Raw genomic sequence first — 20,933 nt, 5'->3', positions numbered from 1 at the left:
ATCCAGTCAATACTGCATAGTGCAGTCATGACGGATGTCGAGTACGCCTGGAGCGCGCTGGGCGGCGATCCCGCCCTACTGTCGCGTGTGTCGGTCGTCGAGCGCGAGGGCGCGCTGCCCGCCCGGCTGCCGGTGCTGCGGCTCGCGCGCGCGTGCGTCGGCGTGTGCGCGCTGGCCGCCGCCGAACTGGGGGCCCGGCGGGCCGGACTCGCCCGGGTGCCGCGGGCCGAAGTGGACGACGGCGCGGTCGCCGCCGCGTTCCACAGCGAGCGGCTGCTGCGGGTGGACGGCCGGGCGCCGGTCTCCTTCGCCCCGCTGTCCCGGTTCTGGCGGACCGCCGACGGCTGGGTGCGCACCCACGCCAACTACCCGCACCACCGCACCCGGCTGCTCCGCGCGCTAGGCCTGCCCGAGGACCCGGCGGTGGCGGCGGCCGAGGCGCGGATCGCCGAGCGGTCCGCCCTGGACGTGGAGGACACGGTCCACCGCGCCGGCGGGCTCGCCGTGGCCCTGCGCACCCCGCGCGAGTGGGCGGCGCACGGACAGGCCGCCGAGGTGGCCGCACGGCCACTGGTCGAACGCGAGCGGCTGAACGCCTCCCCCGCGCGCGTGCCGCGCCCGCTCGACCCGGCCGCGGCCCGGCTGCTGCCCGCCGACGGGCTGCGCGTCCTGGACCTGACCCGGGTGCTGGCCGGCCCGGTCGCCACCCGCACGCTGGCGCTGCTCGGCGCGGACGTACTGCGCCTGGACCACCCGCGGTCGCCCGAACTCCCCGACCTGCACGCCGACACGGGCTTCGGCAAGCGTTCGGCCACCCTGGACCTCACCACCGGCCGGGACACCCTGGAGGAACTGCTGGCCGCGGCGGACGTCGTGGTCACCGGCTACCGGCCCGGCGCCCTCGACCGGTTCGGCCTCTCCCCCGAGGCGCTGGCCGAGCGGCACCCCGGGCTGGTGGTGGCGCAGGTGTCGGCGTGGGGCGCGTACGGGCCCTGGGCGGGGCGGCGCGGCTTCGACAGCCTGGTGCAGGCCGCGGCCGGCATCGCGGCCACCGAGGGCTCGGCGGGGCGGCCCGGCGCGCTGCCCGCGCAGGCGCTGGACCACGGCACCGGGTACCTGCTGGCGGCCGGCGTGCTGCGGGCGCTGACCGAGCGGTCGTACGACGGGGGCGGCCGGCTGGTCCGGACGGCGCTCGCCCGGACCGCGTACTGGCTCACGGAGGAGATCCCGCCGGCCGCCGCCGCGTGCGGCGGCCCCGCGTACGGGGGCCCGGACGCCTGGCTGGCCGAGACCGCGGGCCGGCTCGGGCGACTGCGGCACGCCCTGCCGCCGCTGTCCTTCACCGGCGGCCCGACCGGCTGGACGCGACCCCCGACGCCGTGGGGTTCGGACCCGGCACGCTGGGAGTGAGCAGACGGGCAGCCGGGATCCCGCACGCCGACGGCACGGCGCGGCGCGGTCGTCCGGTCGTCCGTCCGCTCGCCCCGGCCGTCTCCCGGCCGTCTCCCGGCCGGGAGACGTGGGCGGGTGCTAGCCGTTGGTGACGAGCACCTTGAGGGCGGTGCGCTCGTCCATGGCCTTGTAGCCGTCCGGGACGCCCTCGATGCCGACGGTCAGGTCGAACACCGGCGAGGGGTCGACGGTGCCGTCGAGGACGTCGGGCAGCAGTTCGGGGATGTAGGCGCGGACCGGCGCGACACCGCCGCGCAGGGCGATGTTCCGGTCGAACATGACGCCGAGGTCCAGGCCGGTGCCGCTGCCGTGCGGCACGCCCACGAAGCCGATGGCGCCGCCGTCGCGGGTGATGTTCACGGCCGTCCGCATGGACTGCTCGGTGCCGACCGCTTCGACGACGGCGTGCGCGCCCTGCCCGCGGGTCAGCTCGCGGACGGCCTCGACCGCGGCGTCCCCGCGCTCGGCGACGACGTCGGTGGCGCCGAAGCGGCGGGCGATGCCGGTGCGGACCTCGTGCCGGCCCAGCGCGATGATCCGCTCGGCGCCGAGCCGCTTGGCGGCGAGCACGGCGCACAGGCCCACGGCGCCGTCGCCGACCACGGCGACCGTGGCGCCCGGGCGGGCGCCCGCGCCGAGGGCCGCGTGGTGACCGGTGCCGAGCACGTCGGAGAGGGTCAGCAGGGCGGACAGCAGGCGGTCGTCGGAGGCGGCGTCCTTGGGCAGCCGGACGAGGGTGCCGTCGGCGAACGGCACGCGCACCGCCTCGCCCTGGCCGCCGTCGTAGCCGACGGAGCCCCAGAAGCCGCCGTGCTCGCAGGAGGTCGTCAGGCCCTCGCGGCAGTAGTCGCAGACGCCGTCGGACCACATGAAGGGGGCGACCACCAGGTCGCCGCGCCGGACGGCGGACACCTCGGAGCCGGTCTCCTCGACGACGCCGAGGAACTCGTGCCCGATGCGCTGTCCCGGCTGCCGGGCCGCCTCGCCCCGGTAGGCCCACAGGTCGCTGCCGCAGATGCAGGCGCGCAGCACCCGCACCACGGCGTCGGTGGGCAACTGCACCACGGGCTCGGGGACGTCCTCCACGCGCATGTCGTACGGGGCGTGGATGGTGGTGGCGCGCATGGCGAGGGTCCTTCTCGTGCGGTGACGTGCGATGCGCCCGGGGGGTGGTCGGGCGCACCTCACCGTACGTCCTGGTGGCGGCGGGCCGCGCGGGCGGGGCCCGGACCCGCCGTCCGGCCGGCTACACCCCCGCCGCGCCCAGCAGCGTCCCGGCCAGGTACGTCACCCCCATCGCGAGGGCGCCGCCCACCGCGTTGCGCAGCACCGCGCGGCCGGGCGCGGCGGCGCCGAGCCGGGCGCTGCTCCAGCCGGTGAGCACGAGCGCCGCCAGTACGGAGAGCACGGTGACCGGGAGCCGCAGGCCGGCCGGCGGCAGGACGATCGCCAGCAGCGGCAGCAGAGCGCCCACCGTGAAGGCCGAGAAGCTCGCCCAGGCCGCGTGCCAGGGGTTGGTGAGTTCGTCCGGGTCGATGCCCAGCTCCACGCGCGCGTGCGCCCTCAGCGCGTCCCGCTCGGTGAGCTGCTCGGCGGCCTCCCGGGCGATCTCCCGCGACAGGCCCCGCTCCTCGAGCATCTGGGTCAGCTCCTCCAGTTCCGCGGCCGGCTGCTCGCGCAGCTCCCGCCGCTCTTGGGCCAGCGCCGCCTTCTCCGAGTCCCGCTGGGTGGACACCGACACGTACTCCCCGGCCGCCATCGACATGGAACCGGCGAGCAGGCCGGCCAGGCCCGCGGTGAGCAGGGCGGCGCGGGAGTCGGTCGCGCCGGCCACGCCGACGACCAGTCCCGCGGTGGACACGATGCCGTCGTTCGCGCCGAGGACGGCCGCCCGCAGCCAGTTCAGCCGGGAGCCCAGCGCGCCGTGCGTCTCGTCATGGGTTGGTTCCGTCACAGCACGGAGAATCGCACAGTCGCGCCCGCGCAGGGGGCCCGGACCAGTGCCGGCCGCGGGCGCCGGCGGACTCCGCCGCCGACGGCCCGAGTTCGGGCGCGGCCGCGGGAACTGCCGTCCGCGCCAGATGCGTTCGCGCACGCACGCGTGTGCGGCCGCCGAGCGGGCTGACGGGCCCGGGCGCCGCCGCCGGACCTGGCGGACGGCGCTGTCGGTGGTGGCCCGTATCCTCAGTGACCATGCTCGAAGACCTTGCGACCGCAGTGTCCTCCGCCACCCGGTGGCCGGCCGCGTATCCGAAGGGATACGCGGTCGTTGACGTGGAGACCACCGGGCTGGCCCGCGACGACCGGATCATCTCCGCGGCCGTCTACCGGCTGGACGCGCAGGGCGAGGTCGAGGACCACTGGTACACGCTGGTCAACCCGGAGCGCGATCCGGGGCCGGTGTGGATACACGGTCTGACGAGCGAGGTGCTCGAAGGGGCGCCGCTGTTCGGGGAGGTGGCGGAGGAGTTCGCGGCCCGTCTCGACGGCCGGGTGCTCGTCGCGCACAACGCGGTCTTCGACTGGCAGATGATCGCCCGCGAGTACGCGCGCGCGCGACGCGAGGCGCCGGTGCGGCAGCGGCTGTGCACCATCGCCCTGTCGAAGGAGCTGGGGCTGCCGCTGCCCAACTTCAAGCTGGAGTCGCTGGCCGCGCACTTCGGGGTGGTCCAGCAGCGGGCGCACCACGCGCTGGACGACGCGCGAGTGCTCGCCGAGGCGTTCCGGCCCAGCCTGCGGGCCGCGGCGGCGGGCGGTGTACGGCTTCCGCTGCTGGAGTGCCGGCCGCTGACCGAGTGGTCGGACACGCCCCGGATCGGCCGGCAGGCGACCGGCGGCTACGGCGGCTCACCCCAGGGCAGTTGGCGCCCGTCCCGGAAGCGGCCCGCCTGCCCCTACCCCAACCCCGGCCGCTACGAAGCGGGCAAACGACTCAAACAGGGCATGCGGGTGGCCTTTTCGGGGGACACCTCCACCGAGCGCGAACTGCTGGAGGACCGGGCGACCGAGGCGGGGCTGCACGTGGCGACCAGCCTGTCCCGGCTGACCAGCCTGCTGGTCACCAACGACCCGGGATCGGGCACCTCGAAGGTGGTCAAGGCGCGGCAGTTCGGGACGCCGGTGGTCGACGAGGCGGCGTTCGGTCAACTGCTGCGGGACGTGGAGCCCGCCGACGGGTGACCGTACGGACGGGTGATTGACGGGCGACTCGCCCCGCGACCGCTCGCCCGGGGGTCGGCCACGGCTCACGCTGTGCCCCATGGCGACATGTGAGGTATGCGGCAACAACTACGGAATGACCTTCGAGGTGCACGCGCAGGGCGCCGTGCACGTCTTCGACTGCTTCTCCTGTGCGATCCATCGCATGGCCCCGATCTGCGAGCACTGCCGGGTGCAGATCATCGGGCAGGGCGTGGAGGTGGAGGGGCACTGGTTCTGCGGCGCCCACTGCGCCCGGGCGGAGGGGAAGACGGGGGTGGTGGACCGGGTGTGACCCGGTACCCGACCGAATGCACCCCACGGCCCGGATGTACCGTCGTGGGGTGCACCGCTACCGCTTCCTGCTGACCCGCCAGTGGGTGATCCTCACCGTCATCGCGATCGCACTGATCCCGACGATGATAAAGCTGGGCTTCTGGCAGAAGCACCGGTACGAGGAGCGCACCGCGCGCAACGACCTGGTCTCGCGGGCGCTGCACGCCGAGCCGGTCCCGGTGGAACGGCTCACCTCCCCCGGCCACTCGGTGACCCGCACCGAGAAGTACCGGACGGTCACCGCGACCGGTACCTTCGACGCCGCCCGTGAGGTGGTGGTCCGGCGCCGGACCAACGCCGACGGCGAGGTCGGCTTCCACGTCCTGACCCCCTTCGTGCTCACCGACGGCCGGGTGCTGCTGGTCAACCGGGGCTGGGTCCCGGCGAACGGCGTGCAGACCGACTTCCCCCAGGTGCCCGCGCCGCCCGCCGGCCGGCTGACCCTCACCGGGCGGCTGAAGGCCGACGAGACGACCTCGGCGAGCGGCATCAAGAACGTCAAGGGCCTGCCGGACCGGCAGATCATGCTGATCAACAGCGCCGAGGAGGCGCGGCGGCTCGGCGCGAAGGTGCTCGGCGGCTACGTCGAGCAGACGGCGCCCGGGGCCCGGGGCGGCAGCCCGGAGCAGATCTCCGACCCGGGCAGCGAGGACGCCCCGCTGAACTACGCGTACATGATCCAGTGGTGGCTGTTCGCGGCCGGCGTCCCGGTGGGCTGGTGGTTCCTGGTCCGGCGCGAGATCCGGGACCGGGAGGAGGCGGCCGCCGAGACGGCCTCCGAGGAGAGCGAACCGGCCACCGTGTGACGGCCCCGGCCGGCGGATGACCGCCCGGACCCCGGCGCGCCGGTCACTCCCCCGGCGCACCGCCTGGTTGGCTCCCGGGGCCCCCGGGAAACCGCATGCTGTGAACGAGCGCATCGAGGACTACGCCGTCATCGGGGACGAGCAGACCGCGGCCCTGGTCGGCCGGGACGGCTCGATCGACTGGCTGTGCCTGCCCCGCTTCGACTCCGGCGCCTGCTTCGCGAGGCTCCTGGGCGACGAGGACAACGGCCACTGGCGGATCGCGCCGAAGGGCGCGGGCGCCTGCACCCGCCGCGCCTACCGGCCCGACACGCTGGTCCTCGACACCGAGTGGGACACCGCCGAGGGCACCGTGCGGGTGACCGACCTGATGCCGCAGCGCGACCGCGCGCCCGACGTCGTACGCATCGTGGAGGGCGTCAGCGGGCGGGTCACCGTCCGCAGCGAGCTGCGCCTGCGCTTCGACTACGGCTCGATCGTCCCGTGGATGCGCCGCTCCGACGGTCACCGGGTGGCGGTCGCCGGGCCGGACTCGGTGTGGCTGCGCGCCGAGCCCCATGTGCGCACCTGGGGCGAGGACTTCTGCACCCGCTCCGAGTTCACCCTCGCCGAGGGCGAGCGGGTCGCGTTCGTGCTGACCTGGCATCCCTCGCACGAGCCGCGTCCCGCGCTGGTCGACCCCTACGCGGCGCTGAGCGCCAGCGAGCGGGACTGGCGGCGCTGGGCGGCCCGCTGCCGCTACACCGGGCCGCACCGGGACGCCGTCGTCCGGTCCCTGATCACCCTCAAGGCGCTCACCTACGCCCCGACCGGCGGGATCGTCGCCGCGGCCACCACCTCCCTCCCGGAGGAGCCGGGCGGTGTGCGCAACTGGGACTACCGGTTCTGCTGGCTGCGCGACTCCACCCTCACGCTGGGCGCCCTGCTGGCCGCCGGCTACCACGGCGAGGCCGAGGCCTGGCGCGACTGGCTGCTGCGGGCGGTGGCCGGCGATCCGGCAGACCTGCAGATCATGTACGGCGTGGCGGGCGAACGGCGGCTGCCGGAGTGGGAGCTGCCCTGGCTGCCCGGTTTCGCCGACTCGGCGCCGGTGCGGGTCGGCAACGGGGCTGTCGACCAGCTCCAGCTCGACGTGTACGGCGAGGTCATGGACTCGCTGTTCCTGGCCCGCGCCTCCGGCCTGTCCGCCAAGCCGCACATGTGGTCGCTGCAGTGCGAGCTGATGACGTTCCTGCGATCGGCCTGGCGGCAGCCCGACGAGGGCCTGTGGGAGGTGCGCGGCGGCCGGCGGCATTTCGTGCACTCCAAGGTGATGGTGTGGGTCGCCGCCGACCGGGCCGTACGGACCCTGGAGCGGTACCCGGAGCTGCCCGGCGACATCGACGGCTGGCGGGCGATGCGCGACGAGGTGCACCGCGAGGTGTGCGAGAAGGGGTACGACCCCGAGCGGAACACCTTCACGCAGTACTACGGCTCGCGCGAACTGGACGCCGCGCTGCTGCTGATCCCCTACTACGGCTTCCTGCCGCCCGACGACCCGCGGGTGATCGGCACGGTAGACGCGATCCGGGAGGACCTGGACCACGGCGGGCTGGTGCGCCGTTACGACACCGACGCGGTCGGCGTCGACGGCATGCCGGGCGGTGAGGGCGCCTTCCTCGCCTGCTCCTTCTGGCTCGCGCAGGCCCTGCACATGACGGGCCGCACGGCGGAGGCCCGGGAGCTGTTCGAGCGGCTGGTCGGCCTCGTCAACGACGTGGGGCTGCTCGCGGAGGAGTACGACCACGAGCTGGGCCGCCAGCTCGGCAACTTCCCACAGGCGTTCAGCCACATCGCGCTGGTGAACACCGCCCTCGCCCTGTTCGGCGGCGAGGGGGCAGGATAGATGTCATGGATCTTGGACTGAAGGACCGGGTGTACGTCGTCACCGGCGCGACGCGGGGGCTGGGCAACGCCGCCGCGCGGGAGCTGATCGCCGACGGGGCGAAGGTGGTCGTCACCGGCCGCGACGAGAAGCGGGTCGCCGACGCGGCGGCCGAACTGGGCCCGAACGCGGTGGGCGTGGCCGTCGGCAACGCCGACCCGGAGGCGGCCGAGCGGCTGATCGCGGCCGCCCGGGAGCACTTCGGCGGCTTCCACGGCGTGCTGGTCAGCGTCGGCGGCCCGGCGCCGGGGTTCGTCTCCGACAACACCGACGAGCAGTGGCGGGACGCCTTCGAGTCGGTGTTCCTCGGCGCGGTGCGGTTCGCCCGCACGGCGGGGGCCGAGCTGGAGCCGGGCGGTGTCATCGGCTTCGTGCTGTCCGGCTCGGTGTACGAGCCCATCCCGGGGCTGACCATCTCCAACGGGCTTCGGCCGGGGCTCGCCGGGTTCGCGAAGTCGGTCGCCGACGAGCTGGGGCCGCGGGGCGTCCGGGTCGTGGGCCTGCTGCCGGGCCGCATCGACACGGACCGGGTGCGCGAGCTGGACTCGCTGTCGGCCGATCCGGAGGCGACCCGGGCGGCGAGCGAGTCCCGGATCCCGCTGCGCCGGTACGGGGCGCCGGAGGAGTTCGGCAGGGTCGCGGCGTTCCTGCTGTCCCCGGCGGCCTCCTACCTCACCGGGATCATGGTGCCGGTGGACGGCGGCATGCGGCACGGCTTCTGAGGTCCGCGCGAGCGGGCGGCCGGGCATCTCGTCCGGGGCCGCGCGAGACGGCGGTCAGGAGACCCGTTCCGCGCGGTGCCTGACCGCCCGCAGCCGCACCTCCGCCGGGAGCGAGGCCAGGCCCGCCGACTCGCGCGCGCGGGTCAGGGGCCCGGCGGTGAACTCGCTCAGCGCCCCGGCCGGGTCGGCGGCCGGCTCCAGACGCAGCCCGGCCCTGACCGCGGGCCTGGTGCGGCGGCCGGTCAGCACGGCCTCGGCGTGGGCGACGCCCGGCTGCCGGCCCGCGTCCTCGGTGACCGCCGACGCCAGGGCCGGTCCGCGCAGCAGGGCGCCCTCGCCGTCCCCGGTGTCGACCAGGACCTCGGCCGGGCGGCGCCGGCGCAGGTTCGCGGCGAGCCACCACAGGGCGAGCAGGACGAGGACGGCCAGGCCCCCGATGACCGCCGGCCACCACCAGCCGGCGTCCCGCCACCGGGTGCGCTCGGCGGCGCTGAGCAGGACGTCGTGCGGGCCGGCGTGCAGCCAGCGGCGCGGCGTCCGGACGCCGAGGCCCACGGCGAGCACCGAGCCGCCCCCGGCGAGCAGCAGGAGCCCCAGGAGGAAGAGCAGTACGCGGTTCACGCGTCCGGTGCGCACCGTCGTCACCCCTTCCGTCCGGGCCGCCGGACGGAGACCGACAGCGCCGGCGGCCGGCTGAGGCCGAGCCCGCCGACCGCGTCGCCGAGCACGGTGTCAAGGTCGGCCCGCACGTCGTCCAGTTCGCGGAAGTGGGCGAGCGCCCGGACGCGGGCCCGGCGGCGCCGCATCCGCACCCGCGCCTCGCGTACGCCGGAGACCGTGAGGGCGCGGTCGCGCAGCACCAGGGCGGCCGCGTCGCGGCGCAGGCCGGCGCGGACGTCGGCGTGCGGACGCCGCATCGGCAGCAGGGCGCGCAGGCCGGGGGTCAGGGCGAGCACGACCAGCCACAGGCCGAGGGCGGCGGCGACGCCCGCGCCGGTCAGCACCCACACGTCGTCCAGGGGGCGCTCGGCGAGCTGCCGGGCCAGTACGCGGCGCCAGTGCATCGCGGGGCGGTGGACGCGTACGGCGACCACGTCGTACAGCAGGACGCCCGCGCCGGCCAGCAGGAGCAGGGCGACGACGCACGCGGGGACCCGGCGCGGCGACCAGAAGCGGCCGCTGCCCCGGTCGAGCAGGGGCGCTGGTCCGCCGGCGGCCTCGTCGGGGTAGGGCACGGGCGCTCGCCCGGTGTCCTCGGACGGGTGGGGCTCGCTCATCGCGCCCTCCCGTGGAGGGTGCCGGGCCGCGGCGCCAGATGCAGCCGCTCGACCCGTACGGCGACCTCCAGCACCTCCATGCACGCCAGTTCGCCCACCCGCTCGGTGACCCGCCTGCGCACGGCGGCGCAGCGGGAGCCGATGTCGGCGGGGTGGGCGAGTTCGACCTGCACGCGCACGCGGGCCGTGCCGACGGGGCTTCCCACCCCGGAGCCGGCCCGGGGGTGGGAGTGGACGGCCACCGCGGCGTGCGGGGCGGCGGCGTCCGCGGGCAGCGGGCCGAGCGCCTCGCGGGCGGCCCGCGAGGCGATCTTCGCCACGACCCGGTCCGCGATCCGCAAGGCGCCGCGTTCACCGGGCGGCACGGGGGTCAGCGGCGGGCGCGCCGTGCCGGTCCCGGTGCTCACGGCGGTCATCTCCGCCGCTCGCGCCGGACGCCCCGGCCCCGGAAGAGGTCTCCGGGCTCCAGGTCGCCCTCCAGGTACCGGCCGGCGACGAACCCGACGGCGCCCAGCGCCGCCACCAGCAGGAAGGCCCCGAAGCCGCCGAAGTACCCGGCGAATCCCAGCGCCATTCCGGCGATCATGCCGACCATGGCCATGCTCATGCAGCACTCCTTCAGTCCGTCGGCGGGGCGGTCCCGGGGGCGCGGCCCCGGGCGGCCGGGGCGTCACTGGATGCGGGGCGGCTCGGGCTCCTCCTCCTCTTCCTCGGGCAGCTTGACGTCGCTCACCGCGATGTTGACCTCGACGACCTCGAGTCCCGCCATCCGCTCGACGGCGTCGACCACGTTCTCCCGCACCGAGCGGGCGACGTCGGAGATGGACACGCCGTACTCCACGACGATCTCCAGGTCGAGCGCGGCCTGCACCTCGCCGACCTCCGCCTTCACTCCCCGGGTCACGGACTTCGAGCCGCCCGGCACCCGGTCGCGCACCGCGCCGAAGGTCCGGGCCAGTCCGCTGCCCAGGGCGTACACGCCGAGCACGTCGCGGGCGGCCATCCCGGCGATCTTCTCCACGACACCGTCGGAAATGGTGGTACGCCCGCGGGTCGCCGGGTCTCCGCCACCGCGCCGGGTGGGCTTGCGGGTCGTCAGCTGTGGCTCGTTGTCACCGTCTGGGGTCGTCGTCATCTCGGTCATCGCCGCACGTCCCTTTCGGTCGTCGTTCTCCGACCACCGTAAGCAAGGTTGCGCGATTGCGCGCCGTGGATGCGGCAGGCTGGAGGAATGACGGCAGAAGACCGGTGGACACGGGTGGCGGGGCAGCGGCCGGGCCTGGGCAGACTGCTGCCGCTCGGCGGCCCGCGCGACGGCGCGTGGATCGTCCAGCGGGCGGTCGAGGCGGTGCTGGGGCGTGCCGCGGGCGGGGTGCCGGGCGTGCGCCTCGGCACGGCGCGGATCACGCTCGCCGATCCGGACGACGTCCACGACCCCGTCGTACCGCGGCCGCCGGGCGCGCTGCCCGCGGGCGGCCTGCGGATCGCGGCGGACTTCGCGGCCCCGGCCGCCGAGCCGCTGCCGGCGACGGCGTCCCGCCTGCGGCTGGCCCTGTTGACGGCGGCGACGGACGTCCTGGGCCTGGCGGTGACGGAGGTGGACCTGCGGGTGACGGAACTGCTGGAGGCGGCGGACGAGCCGGGCCCGCCGGTGGACGCCCCGCGGCCGCCGGCCGCCCGGGAGCCCGCGGCCGGCGACGAGGCCCGCGCGGCGGCGGCGGCGCTGTCCGTCCCCGGGGTCACCCGGCTGACCGGGTCGCTCGGCGGTCTCGGCCGGGCCGTCCACATCGAGCGGCGCGCCGGGGCCGCCGCGCTGCCGCACCGGCACGTCCGCGTGGAACTGGCGACGGACGGCACCCACCGGGCTCTGGACGTGTCCCGACGGGTCCGCGAGGCGGTGCGGGACGCCCTGGACGACCACCCGACGGTAGCCGTCCTGATCACCGGCGTGGCTTGACGAGAGACGGCCCGGCGGGACCGTGAAGCGGTGCCGGACGCCCTGGGCGACCACCCGGCGGCGGCCGTCCTGATCACCGGCGTGGCATGACCGACGGCACGCATCGCGCCGCGTGCCGCGGGCTTACTCTCCGATGCCGGCCAGGTCCCGCAGTCGCCGGGCCTGGGCGGCCCGTTCGGCGGCCCGCTGGGTGTCGTAGTCCCGTTCCGGGGCGCCCCGCAGCAGCGCCTTGGTCTCCACGACCGCGTCGCGCGGAGCGGCCAGCAACGCCGCGGCCAGGTCCCGGGCCGCGCCGTCGAGTTCGGCCGCGGGCACCGCGAGGTTGGCCAGCCCGGAGGCCACCGCCTCGTCGGCTCCGACGAACCTGCCCGTCGCGCAGATCTCCAGCGCGCGGGCGTACCCGACCAGCCCGACCAGCGGATGCGTGCCGGTCAGGTCGGGAACGAGGCCGAGCGAGGTCTCGCGCATGGCGAACTGCACGTCGTCCGCGACGACCCGCAGATCGCAGGCGAGCGCGAGCTGGAACCCGGCACCGATCGCATGCCCCTGTACGGCGGCGACGGACACGATGTCGTTGCGCCGCCACCAGGTGAACGCCTCCTGGTATTCGGCGATGGTCGCGTCGAGCCCGGCGTCGTCACGACGCGCGAGTTCGATGAAGGTCGGCTCGCCCGGGATACCGTCCGGGGTGAACATCATGCGGTCCAGCCCGGCGGAGAAGGACTGGCCCTCGCCCCGCAGCACCACGACGCGGACGGAGCCCGGCAGCAGCCGGCCGGCCTCGGTGAGCGCCCGCCACATGGCGGGGCTCTGCGCGTTGCGCTTGGCCGGGTTGGCCAGCGTCACCGTGGCGAGCGCGTCGTCGACGGTGAGCCGTACGCCGTCCTTGTCGAGTACAGGAGCGAGGTCCTGGTCGGGCGAAGCCATGGGGCGCCTCCGATGGGTGCGGTCATCACACATTGCCGTACGGCATGCTAAGTGACTGCACAGTAACCACCCGGCCGTTCAGACTGCTGGCCGGGTGGCCACCATCGAAGCCGATGGCCGCCCGGAGTCAGGACGTTGCGGCCTTCTTGCCCCGGGTCGCTCCGCCACGCCCACGGAGCGTGACGCCCGACTCGCTGAGCATCCGGTGCACGAAGCCATACGAGCGGCCGGTCTCCTCGGCCAGCGCCCGGATGCTCGCACCGGAGTCGTACTTCTTCTTCAGGTCTGCCGCGAGCTTGTCGCGCGCGGCGCCGGTCACCCGGCTGCCCTTCTTCAGAGTCTCGGCCACCCGTGCCTCCTCATGGGAAGTGCGCTCTGGTCTCCTCATGATCACCCCTCCGGGGCGGGATGGCCACCCATTCGGCAAGGTCCGTGAGACATCGCCGTGACGACAGGAGCGCATCCCCACATACGGAATCCCGGATTCCATGACCTTGGGGACACACGGCCGAACGGGTGGTTCCGCGAACTGCCAGGTCAGGGACGCGAGGCGGCCGATCCCTTGGTACCGGGGGGATCGGCCGCGAAATCGGTGTACGACACACGTCGGTACGAGGAGATCTCACACAGATGATGGATCACGGCTCGGCCGAATGATCCATACGCCGTGGATCAGACTTTCGATCAAGCCAGGGCGACGAGATCGGCGTAGTCGGAGCCCCACAGGTCCTCGACGCCGTCCGGCAGCAGGATGATCCGCTCCGGCTGCAGCGCCTCGACCGCGCCCTCGTCGTGGGTGACCAGGACGACCGCGCCCTTGTAGGTGCGCAGGGCGCCGAGGATCTCCTCGCGGCTGGCCGGGTCCAGGTTGTTGGTCGGCTCGTCCAGCAGCAGGACGTTGGCGGAGGAGACGACCAGCGTGGCGAGGGCCAGCCGGGTCTTCTCGCCGCCGGAGAGCACCCCGGCCGGCTTGTCGACGTCGTCGCCGGAGAACAGGAACGAGCCGAGCACCTTGCGGACCTCGACCAGGTCCATGTCGGGCGCCGCCGAGCGCATGTTCTCCAGGACCGTGCGCTCGGGGTCCAGGGTCTCGTGCTCCTGGGCGTAGTAGCCGAGCTTGAGGCCGTGACCGGGGACGACCTCGCCGGTGTCGGGCTGCTCGACGCCGCCGAGGAGGCGCAGCAGCGTGGTCTTGCCGGCGCCGTTGAGGCCGAGGATGACGACCCGCGAGCCCTTGTCGATGGCCAGGTCGACGTCGGTGAAGATCTCCAGCGAGCCGTACGACTTGGACAGGCCCTCGGCCATCAGCGGGGTCTTGCCGCAGGGCGCGGGGTCCGGGAAGCGGAGCTTGGCGACCTTGTCGGACTGCCGGACCGCCTCCAGACCGGAGAGCAGCTTGTCGGCGCGGCGGGCCATGTTCTGCGCGGCGACCGTCTTGGTGGCCTTGGCGCGCATCTTGTCGGCCTGCGAGTGCAGGGCGGCGGCCTTCTTCTCGGCGTTGGCGCGCTCGCGCTTGCGGCGCTTCTCGTCGGCCTCGCGCTGCTGCTGGTAGAGCTTCCAGCCCATGTTGTAGACGTCGATCTGCGCGCGGTTGGCGTCCAGGTAGAACACCTTGTTGACGACCGTCTCGACCAGGTCGACGTCGTGGGAGATCACGATGAAGCCGCCGCGGTAGGTCTTCAGGTAGTCGCGCAGCCAGATGATCGAGTCGGCGTCGAGGTGGTTGGTCGGCTCGTCCAGCAGCAGGGTGTCCGCGTCGGAGAACAGGATGCGGGCCAGCTCGATGCGCCGACGCTGTCCGCCGGAGAGCGTGTGGAGCGGCTGGCCGAGGACCCGGTCGGGCAGGTTGAGCGCCGCGGCGATGGTAGCGGCCTCGGCCTCGGCCGCGTAGCCGCCCTTGGTGAGGAACTCGGTCTCCTGGCGCTCGTACTGCTTGAGCGCCTTCTCCCGGGTGGCGCCCTGGCCGTTGGCGATGCGCTGCTCGTTCTCGCGCATCTTGCGCAGCAGCACGTCGAGGCCGCGCGCGGAGAGGATGCGGTCGCGGGCGAGGACGTCGAGGTCGCCGGTGCGGGGGTCCTGCGGGAGGTAGCCGACCTCGCCGGAGCGGGCGATCTGGCCGCCGGCCGGGATGCCCTCGCCGGCCAGGCACTTGGTGAGGGTGGTCTTTCCCGCGCCGTTGCGGCCGACGAGGCCGATGCGGTCGCCCTTGGCGACACGGAAGGTGGCGTTCTCGATGAGGACGCGCGCACCGGCGCGCAGCTCGATACCGGAAGCGGAGATCACGGACAGACTCCAGGGCGTACTGAGGATTGGCGGTGGGCGGCTGAGGACGTTCCCGCCGTCTAATGCGCGAGGAGAATGGCCATGGGCCAAGTCTAACGGGACCGTGCAAGCGGTTTTCCTGGGTCCGTCCCCCGCGCCTGCCGGTGGATGCCGGCGGCGGCTGCGGGGCTCGGGACGGCGGGCGGCACGGTGGCGCACGCCGTGCCGGTTCAGGGCCAGGGCAAGGGGGAGGTCGCGGTGACGGTCGGCTCCGGGGGCCGCGGCACTCCGGCGGACCGGGAGCACGGTTCGCGCCCGGGACCGGCGGCTGACCGGCCGGGAAGCGCCGGCGCGCCCGCCGGGACGCGGCGGCCGACGGCGCTTCCCGGCCGGTCGGGCGCTCCGGTTCAGCCGCCGGTGTGCACCTGGAAGGCGGCCCGCCGGACGGCCTTGGCGAGGGCCGGGTCGGGGTGGGCGGCGGCGAGGGCGACCAGGACCTGCACGGTGCGCGGGTGGCCGACGGCGCGGACCTCGTCCAGCAGCGTGGGGACGGTGGGCTGCACCGCGGCCTCCAGGTGCCGTATCAGCATCGACGTCTCGCCGTGGTCGGCCACGGCCGCGGCGGTGTCGACCCACAGCCAGGTGGCCTCCTCGCGGGTGAGGACCTCGTGGGCGTCCTCCGGGTCGACGCCGTCGTGCTCGGCGAGCCACAGCAGCGCGTACGGCCTGAGGGCGGGGTCGTCCAGGACCGCGTGCACCTCGGGTTCGGCGGGGGCGCCGACGACGCGCAGCGCCTCGAAGGCGAGGCCGCGCAGCAGGGCGTCGTCGCCGCGGGCGGCGGCGAGCAGCTCGGTGACGGCGCTGCCGACGGGGCGGGCGGCGAGCCAGGCGCGGTACTCGGCGCGGGCGGCGTTGGGGCGGAGCTGGGCACAGCCGCGGAGCATGTCCTCGGCGGACTGCTCGATGTTGCCGGCCGGGCTCTGCGCGGCCACGCAGATCTGCTCCAGCTTGACCCAGACCGCCCAGCTGCCCAGCGGGGTGAGCGTGGCCTGGCCGTCGCCGTAGGTCAGGGCGCCGACCGCGGCGAGGGCGGTCAGGGCCCAGTCCAGGAGCGGGGCGAGCGGGGTGTCCGCGGTGGGCCGGGGCTCCGCGGGGCCCGACGCGCCGGCGGCGCCGGGCTCGTAGGAGACCTCGCAGCGCTCGGTGCGCAGTTCGGTGACCCGCTGCTGGAGCAGGTCGAGCAGTTGCTCCACGGGCACGGGGCCGGCGGACAGCTGCAGGAAGGACAGCACCTGGGGCATGGCGGAGACGACCTCGGCGACGGCGGCCGGCTCGAACTCCGCGGGCTCCGGGCTGGCCAGCGACCAGGCGTCGAACAGGGCGACCCAGCCGCGCAGCACGGCGCTGTCGTCGCGGTCCCAGGCGCGCAGCCGCCAGCCGGGGCGCGCGTTGTCCCCGTGCACCTCGATGAGTCCGGCGAGGCGGGCGGTGTCCCAGTCGGCCCGGACCCGGTCGGCGTCCAGGCCGAGGCCGGCGGCGGCCCGTTCGGCGGTCGCGTCGGAGAGGGTGGCCTTGCCGTCGGCGGTGGCGGCGTCGCTGCCGGGGCCGAGGGCGGAGTCGGCCCAGCGGGCCACCCGGACCGCACCGGCCAGACCGGTGCGCGCCATTCGGGCCAGCTCGGCCGGGGCGGGGGTGCCCTCCGGCGGCCGGGGTGCGGGGCGGCGCGGGCGTCGCTGGTTCACAGCTCTGGGGGCGGCGGCCAGGGGTCGCGGTCGGACGAGTCGAAGCCTGGAGTCGCGCGGGATACGGGACGTCACGGGTGCAGTCTTCCGGTTGACGGTGCGAAAACCCAAACGGAATGCCCCAGGGGGCGACGGGGCCGGCCTGCGCGCCCGGTCGGCGGGCGGCCGCAGGCGGGATCAGGCCAGGGGTGCGGCCCTTGGCGGAACGGCCGGCGGCGGGCGGACCGGCGCCGTACCGGAGTCCGCCGCCGGCCGTCACATCAGCGGGGTCAGGAACCGGCGCAGCCGCTCCTCGTACTCGTCCGGGTCGGCGTTCCACATGGCCGCGTGCGGGGCCTGGGCGACGGTGTGCAGCGCGATGAGGTCGGGGCGGCGGGCGGCGAGGCGGCGGGAGTACTCCCACGGGGCCACCACGTCGTCGGGGCCGTGGATGATCAGGGTGGGCACGCCGAGCCGGCCGGGGTCGGCGGCGTGGGCGCCGCGGTCGGCGTGCAGTCCGGCCCGGCCCTGCGCGGCCCGCACCGCGAGCGGCAGCAGGGCGTCGGGGGTGTGCCGGGCCTGGGCGAGGGCGCGCAGCGTGGCCTGCCAGTTCAGTACCGGCGAGTCCAGGACCAGCCCGGCGACGCGGTCGCGCACGGCGGAGTGCTCGGCGGCGCGCAGGGCCATGGTGGCGCCGGTGGACCAGCCGAGGAGGACGACCCGGTCGGCGCCGCAGCGGACGGCGTGCCGGATCGCCGCGTCCACGTCGCGCCACTCCGTCTGGCCGAGGTGGTTGAGGCCGTCCGGCGGGCGCGGGGCGCCGAGGTCGCCGCGGTAGGCGAGGGCGAGGACCGGGACGCGGCGGCGGTGGAGGTACGTCATGACGTTCAGGGCGTGCTCGCGGGTGGTGCCGAGGCCGTGCACCGCGATCACCCAGGCGTCCCGGTGTCCGGGCACGAACCAGGCGGGCAGCGTACCGAGTTCCCCGGGCACGTCGAGGTCGGCGTGTTCGAGGCCGAGTGCGGTGCCCGGGTCGCCGACGTGGACGTTCGGGGTGAGCCACACCGGGTCGCCGGGGGCGAAGGTGCCGTGGGTGACGCGTATCAGGCGCCTGACGACGCTGTCGGCGGTGTGCTCGGCCGAGTCCAGCAGCGGCCCGACGACCGCGTGTGAGCCGTCGCCGGCCAGGCCGTAGGTGCCGGGGCGCAGCGACGCCAGGTCGCGGGTGAGGGCGATCCGCCCAGCGGAGGTGCCGTGCACGGTGAGCCGGGGTTCGGTGGGCAGCGGCCGGCCCGGTGCCGCCTTCAGTGCGGCGTCGCTGGCCAGCCGGCCGGCGGCGACGGAGGCCGCGCCGGCGGCCAGGACGGCGCCGAGGGCGGCGGCGGTGGCTCTGACGGTGCGCACGGCTCCAGTGTCACGGGGGGCGCCGGAACCGGCCAGCCGGAGGGCCGGGCCGGACGGCAGGGGCCGGCGGCCGGGGGTCAGCCGGGCCAGGGGCAGCCGGGCGGCCGGGGGACGGGGCGGATGGCTGTGCGACGACAAGGGGTCACCTCCGTTGTCCGTATCCCTTCAAGCGTGCCCCGGCCTCGGCGATGTGTGCCTCCGTCAGCAGAGCGGGCGTCAGTCCCGGCACGGAGGAGGCCGTCAGCCACAGCCGGCACATCCACTCGAGCTGGGCGGTGCGGTCGTAGGCCTGGTCGAGGGTGGCGCCGTGGGTGACCATGCCGTGGTTGCGCAGCAGGCAGCCGGAGCGGCCGGCCAGCGCCGTGAGCATGTTCCCGGCCAGTTCGTCGGTGCCGTAGGCCGCGTAGGGGGCGACCCGGACCGGGCCGCCGAGGGCGGCGGTCATGTAGTGGATCGGGGGCAGCTCATCGACGAGGGTGGAGACGGCGGTGGCGTGCACGGCGTGGGTGTGGACGACGGCCCGGGCGCCGGTGGAGCGGTACACGGCGAGGTGCATCGGCAGCTCGCTGGTCGGCACGAGCGTGCCGAGCACCTGCCGGCCGTCGAGGTCTACGGCGGTGACGTCGGCCGGGGTGAGCCGGTCGTAGGGCACGCCCGTGGGGGTGACCAGCACGAGGTCCCCCACGCGTGCGGAGAGGTTGCCCGAGGTGCCGACGACCAGCCCGTCGGTCACGGTCCGGCGGGCCGTGGCGACCAGTTCCGCCCAGACCCGCTGCCGCTCTTCCGTGTCGCGCCGCTGTTCAGCCATGCCGTGATCCTGCCAGCCCGCCGGGCGCGGGGCGGGCCACCCGCTGTGGATCGCCCGTCACAGCACGTCAGGGGCCGGTTCACCGCCCGGCGGGCGGTCGTCGTGGACGTCCCGGCGGCACGGCGGGAGGCGGGCCGGCGGGAGTGACCGGAATCTCTTTCCCGGGCCGCGGGGGCCGCCGCGGGGCCTCGCGCGCGGCCAGGGGCCAAGGGGCGTCCGGGCGCCGGCCCGTAGCGGAATCCCGGACCGCCGTTCCCGACACTCCCGCGCCCGGCCCAGTTCACCTTCCGTTCACCCAGGTTGCCTACGTTCAACCCGCCAATGACGCTCGAACGATTGCCTGGGTAAATGGAAAGCTTCTCGCTGATCCTCGCGATTGTGGTGGTAACCGCACTCGCGTTCGATTTCACGAACGGTTTCCACGACACCGCCAACGCGATGGCCACCACCATCTCGACCGGTGCGCTCAAGCCCAAGGTCGCGGTGGCCATGTCCGCCGCGCTGAACCTGGTGGGCGCTTTCCTCTCCGTGGAGGTCGCCAACACGATCTCCAAGGGTCTCGTCGATGAGAACGGCATCCGTCCCGAGGTCATCTTCGCCGCCCTGGTCGGCGCGATCCTCTGGAACCTGCTGACCTGGCTGGTGGGACTGCCCTCCAGCTCCTCCCACGCCCTGATGGGCGGCCTGATCGGCGCCACCGTCGCCTCGGCGGGCTTCGGCGCCGTGCACGGCGACGTCCTGGTCACCAAGGTGCTGCTGCCGGCGGTCGCCGCCCCGGTCGTGGCCGGCCTGGCCGCCATGCTGTCCACGCGCTTCTCCTACGGGATCGGCGGCAAGGCCGAGGGCGAGGCCACCCGCAAGGGCTACCGCGCCGGCCAGATCGCCTCCGCCGGACTGGTCTCCCTCGCCCACGGCACCAACGACGCCCAGAAGACGATGGGCATCATCACCCTGGCGCTGATCGCGGGCGGCGCCATCGCCCCGGGCTCCAACCCTCCCACCTGGGTGATCCTCTCCGCCGGCCTGGCCATCGCGCTCGGCACCTACATCGGCGGCTGGCGCATCATCCGCACCATGGGCAAGGGCCTGACCGAGCTGGAGCCGCGTCAGGGCTTCGCCGCCCAGACCAGCGCCGCCACCGCCATCCTGGCCTCCTCGCACCTGGGCTTCTCGCTGTCCACCACGCACGTCGTCTCCGGTTCGGTGATGGGCGCGGGCCTGGGCCGCAAGGGCGGTGTGGTCCGCTGGTCCACCGCCACCCGCATGGCGGTCGCCTGGGTCCTGACCCTGCCCGCCGCCGCCCTGGTCGGCGCCCTCGCCGAGTCCGTCACGGGCCTGGGCGACTGGGGCACCGCCCTCGTCGCGGTCTTCCTGGTCGGCTCCAGCGCCGTCATCTGGAAGCTGTCCCGCCGCGAGGTCGTCGACCACACCAACGTCAACGGCACCGACGAGCCCGCCGGTGTGGTGACCACCGCGATCGCCGCGGTGGCCCCGCCGCCGGCCGGCGCCGCCGCCCTCGGCGAGGGTCCGGTCGTCAGCTTCCCGGAGCAGTCCGGCGGCCCGGCCACGGCCGTCGTCGAAGTCACGGCACCGGCCGCCCCGGCCGTCCCGCCGGCCGCCACCGTCTGACCCGGTTACCGGAGGAATAGCGACATGAAGATCGACTGGGCGGCCATCGGATCCGTCTTCGGCGTCAGCCTCGCCTTCGCGGTGGGCCTGGTGGCCCTGTTCACCCTCGGCGTCAACGGCCTGGCCCGCCGGGAGCGGGCGGCGGCGCAGGGCGGGTCCGCCGGGCTCGCCGTGACCGGCGCCTACGTGTGCTTCGCCGCGTGCGCGGCGGCCGTGGCGTACGGCATCTACCTGATCGTGGCCAAGCCCTGACCTGAGCAGTTCCCGAAGAGGCTCCCCGCCGGTGTGTGTTCCGGCGGGGAGCCTTTTCGCTGTCCCGATCGCGCCGGTGTGGGGCTCAGCACACTCTCCCCCCGCAGGTCAAAGGCAAGTTGACGGCCCTTCGGGGGGCGTGGTGGACTGCCCGGGCCATGTACGGCGGCAGGAGAGGAAGCCCGGTGCGAATCCGGCGCGGTCCCGCCACTGTGACCGGGGAGCGATCCCCGGGAGCCAGGAACTCTCACCGCCGGC

The 20,933-nt window shown here is 75.0% G+C and carries 22 protein-coding genes and 1 riboswitch; of the genes, 9 read left to right on the top strand and 13 right to left on the bottom strand.

What is annotated here, in order from left to right:
- The first annotated feature begins 27 nt into the window (after positions 1–27).
- A complete protein-coding gene (locus TNCT1_RS28755) occupies positions 28–1,410 on the top strand; it encodes a CoA transferase (RefSeq protein WP_143637832.1) in 1,383 nt (460 codons plus the stop codon).
- 120 nt (positions 1,411–1,530) lie between these two features.
- Here TNCT1_RS28755 and TNCT1_RS28750 read toward each other — a convergent pair whose 3' ends face one another.
- Entirely contained in the window at positions 1,531–2,577 is a 1,047-nt protein-coding gene (locus TNCT1_RS28750; protein ID WP_143637830.1) for a zinc-dependent alcohol dehydrogenase family protein, read from the bottom strand.
- Positions 2,578–2,698: 121 nt separating this feature from the next.
- Positions 2,699–3,406, bottom strand: coding sequence for a VIT family protein (locus TNCT1_RS28745; protein WP_143637828.1), 708 nt, complete (start codon positions 3,404–3,406; stop codon positions 2,699–2,701).
- A 239-nt stretch (positions 3,407–3,645) separates the two neighbouring features.
- Here TNCT1_RS28745 and TNCT1_RS28740 point away from each other — a divergent pair, with 239 nt between their 5' ends.
- The 5 genes from TNCT1_RS28740 (at position 3,646) to TNCT1_RS28720 (ending at position 8,438) form a co-directional block, all read left to right on the top strand.
- Positions 3,646–4,632 carry a DEDDh family exonuclease gene (locus tag TNCT1_RS28740; protein ID WP_143637826.1) on the top strand — a complete coding sequence of 329 codons (987 nt, stop codon included), beginning with the start codon at positions 3,646–3,648 and terminating at the stop codon, positions 4,630–4,632.
- Between the two features lie 79 nt (positions 4,633–4,711).
- A complete protein-coding gene (locus TNCT1_RS28735; RefSeq protein ID WP_143637825.1) occupies positions 4,712–4,945 on the top strand; it encodes a hypothetical protein in 234 nt (77 codons plus the stop codon).
- A gap of 34 nt (positions 4,946–4,979) precedes the next feature.
- Positions 4,980–5,792, top strand: a complete 813-nt coding sequence (locus TNCT1_RS28730; RefSeq protein ID WP_281294558.1) for an SURF1 family protein — start codon at positions 4,980–4,982, stop codon at positions 5,790–5,792.
- A 100-nt stretch (positions 5,793–5,892) separates the two neighbouring features.
- Positions 5,893–7,677 carry a glycoside hydrolase family 15 protein gene (locus TNCT1_RS28725; protein WP_143637821.1) on the top strand — a complete coding sequence of 595 codons (1,785 nt, stop codon included), beginning with the start codon at positions 5,893–5,895 and terminating at the stop codon, positions 7,675–7,677.
- A gap of 5 nt (positions 7,678–7,682) precedes the next feature.
- Complete coding sequence (locus TNCT1_RS28720; RefSeq protein ID WP_143637819.1) at positions 7,683–8,438, top strand: SDR family oxidoreductase; 756 nt, start codon at positions 7,683–7,685, stop codon at positions 8,436–8,438.
- 54 nt (positions 8,439–8,492) lie between these two features.
- On the opposite strand, the gene amaP is transcribed toward TNCT1_RS28720, so the two are convergent.
- The 5 genes from amaP to TNCT1_RS28695 form a co-directional block, all read right to left on the bottom strand.
- Complete coding sequence (gene amaP / locus TNCT1_RS28715; RefSeq protein WP_143637817.1) at positions 8,493–9,083, bottom strand: alkaline shock response membrane anchor protein AmaP; 591 nt, start codon at positions 9,081–9,083, stop codon at positions 8,493–8,495.
- The gene (locus tag TNCT1_RS28710; protein WP_143637815.1) at positions 9,080–9,715 is read right to left on the bottom strand and encodes a DUF6286 domain-containing protein; all 636 of its coding nucleotides are present in this window, start codon (positions 9,713–9,715) and stop codon (positions 9,080–9,082) included. The genes amaP and TNCT1_RS28710 overlap by 4 nt, the downstream gene beginning before the upstream one ends.
- Positions 9,712–10,131, bottom strand: a complete 420-nt coding sequence (locus TNCT1_RS28705; protein ID WP_143637813.1) for an Asp23/Gls24 family envelope stress response protein — start codon at positions 10,129–10,131, stop codon at positions 9,712–9,714. Before TNCT1_RS28705 ends, TNCT1_RS28710 begins: the two co-directional genes overlap by 4 nt.
- Complete coding sequence (locus TNCT1_RS28700; RefSeq protein ID WP_143637811.1) at positions 10,128–10,322, bottom strand: hypothetical protein; 195 nt, start codon at positions 10,320–10,322, stop codon at positions 10,128–10,130. Before TNCT1_RS28700 ends, TNCT1_RS28705 begins: the two co-directional genes overlap by 4 nt.
- Before the next feature lie 63 nt (positions 10,323–10,385).
- Entirely contained in the window at positions 10,386–10,859 is a 474-nt protein-coding gene (locus TNCT1_RS28695) for an Asp23/Gls24 family envelope stress response protein (protein ID WP_143637810.1), read from the bottom strand.
- A gap of 87 nt (positions 10,860–10,946) precedes the next feature.
- Between TNCT1_RS28695 and TNCT1_RS28690 the strand changes: the two genes are divergently transcribed.
- Positions 10,947–11,672, top strand: a complete 726-nt coding sequence (locus tag TNCT1_RS28690; RefSeq protein WP_143637809.1) for a nucleopolyhedrovirus P10 family protein — start codon at positions 10,947–10,949, stop codon at positions 11,670–11,672.
- Positions 11,673–11,795: 123 nt separating this feature from the next.
- Here TNCT1_RS28690 and TNCT1_RS28685 read toward each other — a convergent pair whose 3' ends face one another.
- The 6 genes from TNCT1_RS28685 to TNCT1_RS28660 all read right to left on the bottom strand — a co-directional run bounded on the left by TNCT1_RS28685 (position 11,796) and on the right by TNCT1_RS28660 (position 18,794).
- The gene (locus TNCT1_RS28685) at positions 11,796–12,599 is read right to left on the bottom strand and encodes an enoyl-CoA hydratase/isomerase family protein (protein WP_143637808.1); all 804 of its coding nucleotides are present in this window, start codon (positions 12,597–12,599) and stop codon (positions 11,796–11,798) included.
- Positions 12,600–12,726: 127 nt separating this feature from the next.
- On the bottom strand, positions 12,727–12,948 hold the full coding sequence (locus tag TNCT1_RS28680; RefSeq protein WP_010355597.1) for a helix-turn-helix domain-containing protein: 222 nt from the start codon (positions 12,946–12,948) through the stop codon (positions 12,727–12,729).
- Positions 12,949–13,283: 335 nt separating this feature from the next.
- Positions 13,284–14,882, bottom strand: coding sequence for an ABC-F family ATP-binding cassette domain-containing protein (locus tag TNCT1_RS28675; protein WP_143637807.1), 1,599 nt, complete (start codon positions 14,880–14,882; stop codon positions 13,284–13,286).
- Positions 14,883–15,268: 386 nt separating this feature from the next.
- Positions 15,269–16,678, bottom strand: a complete 1,410-nt coding sequence (locus TNCT1_RS28670; protein WP_174266489.1) for a hypothetical protein — start codon at positions 16,676–16,678, stop codon at positions 15,269–15,271.
- A gap of 180 nt (positions 16,679–16,858) precedes the next feature.
- Entirely contained in the window at positions 16,859–17,986 is a 1,128-nt protein-coding gene (locus TNCT1_RS28665; protein WP_143637805.1) for an alpha/beta hydrolase, read from the bottom strand.
- Between the two features lie 142 nt (positions 17,987–18,128).
- Positions 18,129–18,794, bottom strand: coding sequence for a class II aldolase/adducin family protein (locus TNCT1_RS28660; RefSeq protein WP_143637804.1), 666 nt, complete (start codon positions 18,792–18,794; stop codon positions 18,129–18,131).
- A 348-nt stretch (positions 18,795–19,142) separates the two neighbouring features.
- Here TNCT1_RS28660 and TNCT1_RS28655 point away from each other — a divergent pair, with 348 nt between their 5' ends.
- Complete coding sequence (locus tag TNCT1_RS28655; RefSeq protein WP_143637803.1) at positions 19,143–20,423, top strand: inorganic phosphate transporter; 1,281 nt, start codon at positions 19,143–19,145, stop codon at positions 20,421–20,423.
- Between the two features lie 24 nt (positions 20,424–20,447).
- Positions 20,448–20,675, top strand: a complete 228-nt coding sequence (locus TNCT1_RS28650; RefSeq protein ID WP_143637802.1) for a hypothetical protein — start codon at positions 20,448–20,450, stop codon at positions 20,673–20,675.
- A 173-nt stretch (positions 20,676–20,848) separates the two neighbouring features.
- Positions 20,849–20,922: riboswitch (cobalamin riboswitch) on the top strand.
- Positions 20,923–20,933 lie beyond the last annotated feature (11 nt).

Source organism: Streptomyces sp. 1-11, assembly GCF_007176755.1.
Lineage (GTDB): Bacteria > Actinomycetota > Actinomycetes > Streptomycetales > Streptomycetaceae > Streptomyces.
This window is presented reverse-complemented; position numbering and strand designations above follow the sequence as displayed.

What these genes read in the sequence shown, in the direction of transcription:
- TNCT1_RS28755 (WP_143637832.1), top strand. Translation starts at nt 28, where the DNA reads ATGACGGATGTCGAGTACGCCTGGAGCGCGCTGGGCGGCGATCCCGCC.
- TNCT1_RS28750 (WP_143637830.1), bottom strand. Translation starts at nt 2,577, where the DNA reads ATGCGCGCCACCACCATCCACGCCCCGTACGACATGCGCGTGGAGGAC.
- TNCT1_RS28740 (WP_143637826.1), top strand. Translation starts at nt 3,646, where the DNA reads ATGCTCGAAGACCTTGCGACCGCAGTGTCCTCCGCCACCCGGTGGCCG.
- TNCT1_RS28735 (WP_143637825.1), top strand. Translation starts at nt 4,712, where the DNA reads ATGGCGACATGTGAGGTATGCGGCAACAACTACGGAATGACCTTCGAG.
- TNCT1_RS28730 (WP_281294558.1), top strand. Translation starts at nt 4,980, where the DNA reads ATGTACCGTCGTGGGGTGCACCGCTACCGCTTCCTGCTGACCCGCCAG.
- TNCT1_RS28720 (WP_143637819.1), top strand. Translation starts at nt 7,683, where the DNA reads ATGGATCTTGGACTGAAGGACCGGGTGTACGTCGTCACCGGCGCGACG.
- TNCT1_RS28710 (WP_143637815.1), bottom strand. Translation starts at nt 9,715, where the DNA reads ATGAGCGAGCCCCACCCGTCCGAGGACACCGGGCGAGCGCCCGTGCCC.
- TNCT1_RS28705 (WP_143637813.1), bottom strand. Translation starts at nt 10,131, where the DNA reads ATGACCGCCGTGAGCACCGGGACCGGCACGGCGCGCCCGCCGCTGACC.
- TNCT1_RS28700 (WP_143637811.1), bottom strand. Translation starts at nt 10,322, where the DNA reads ATGAGCATGGCCATGGTCGGCATGATCGCCGGAATGGCGCTGGGATTC.
- TNCT1_RS28695 (WP_143637810.1), bottom strand. Translation starts at nt 10,859, where the DNA reads ATGACCGAGATGACGACGACCCCAGACGGTGACAACGAGCCACAGCTG.
- TNCT1_RS28690 (WP_143637809.1), top strand. Translation starts at nt 10,947, where the DNA reads ATGACGGCAGAAGACCGGTGGACACGGGTGGCGGGGCAGCGGCCGGGC.
- TNCT1_RS28685 (WP_143637808.1), bottom strand. Translation starts at nt 12,599, where the DNA reads ATGGCTTCGCCCGACCAGGACCTCGCTCCTGTACTCGACAAGGACGGC.
- TNCT1_RS28660 (WP_143637804.1), bottom strand. Translation starts at nt 18,794, where the DNA reads ATGGCTGAACAGCGGCGCGACACGGAAGAGCGGCAGCGGGTCTGGGCG.
- TNCT1_RS28655 (WP_143637803.1), top strand. Translation starts at nt 19,143, where the DNA reads ATGGAAAGCTTCTCGCTGATCCTCGCGATTGTGGTGGTAACCGCACTC.
- TNCT1_RS28650 (WP_143637802.1), top strand. Translation starts at nt 20,448, where the DNA reads ATGAAGATCGACTGGGCGGCCATCGGATCCGTCTTCGGCGTCAGCCTC.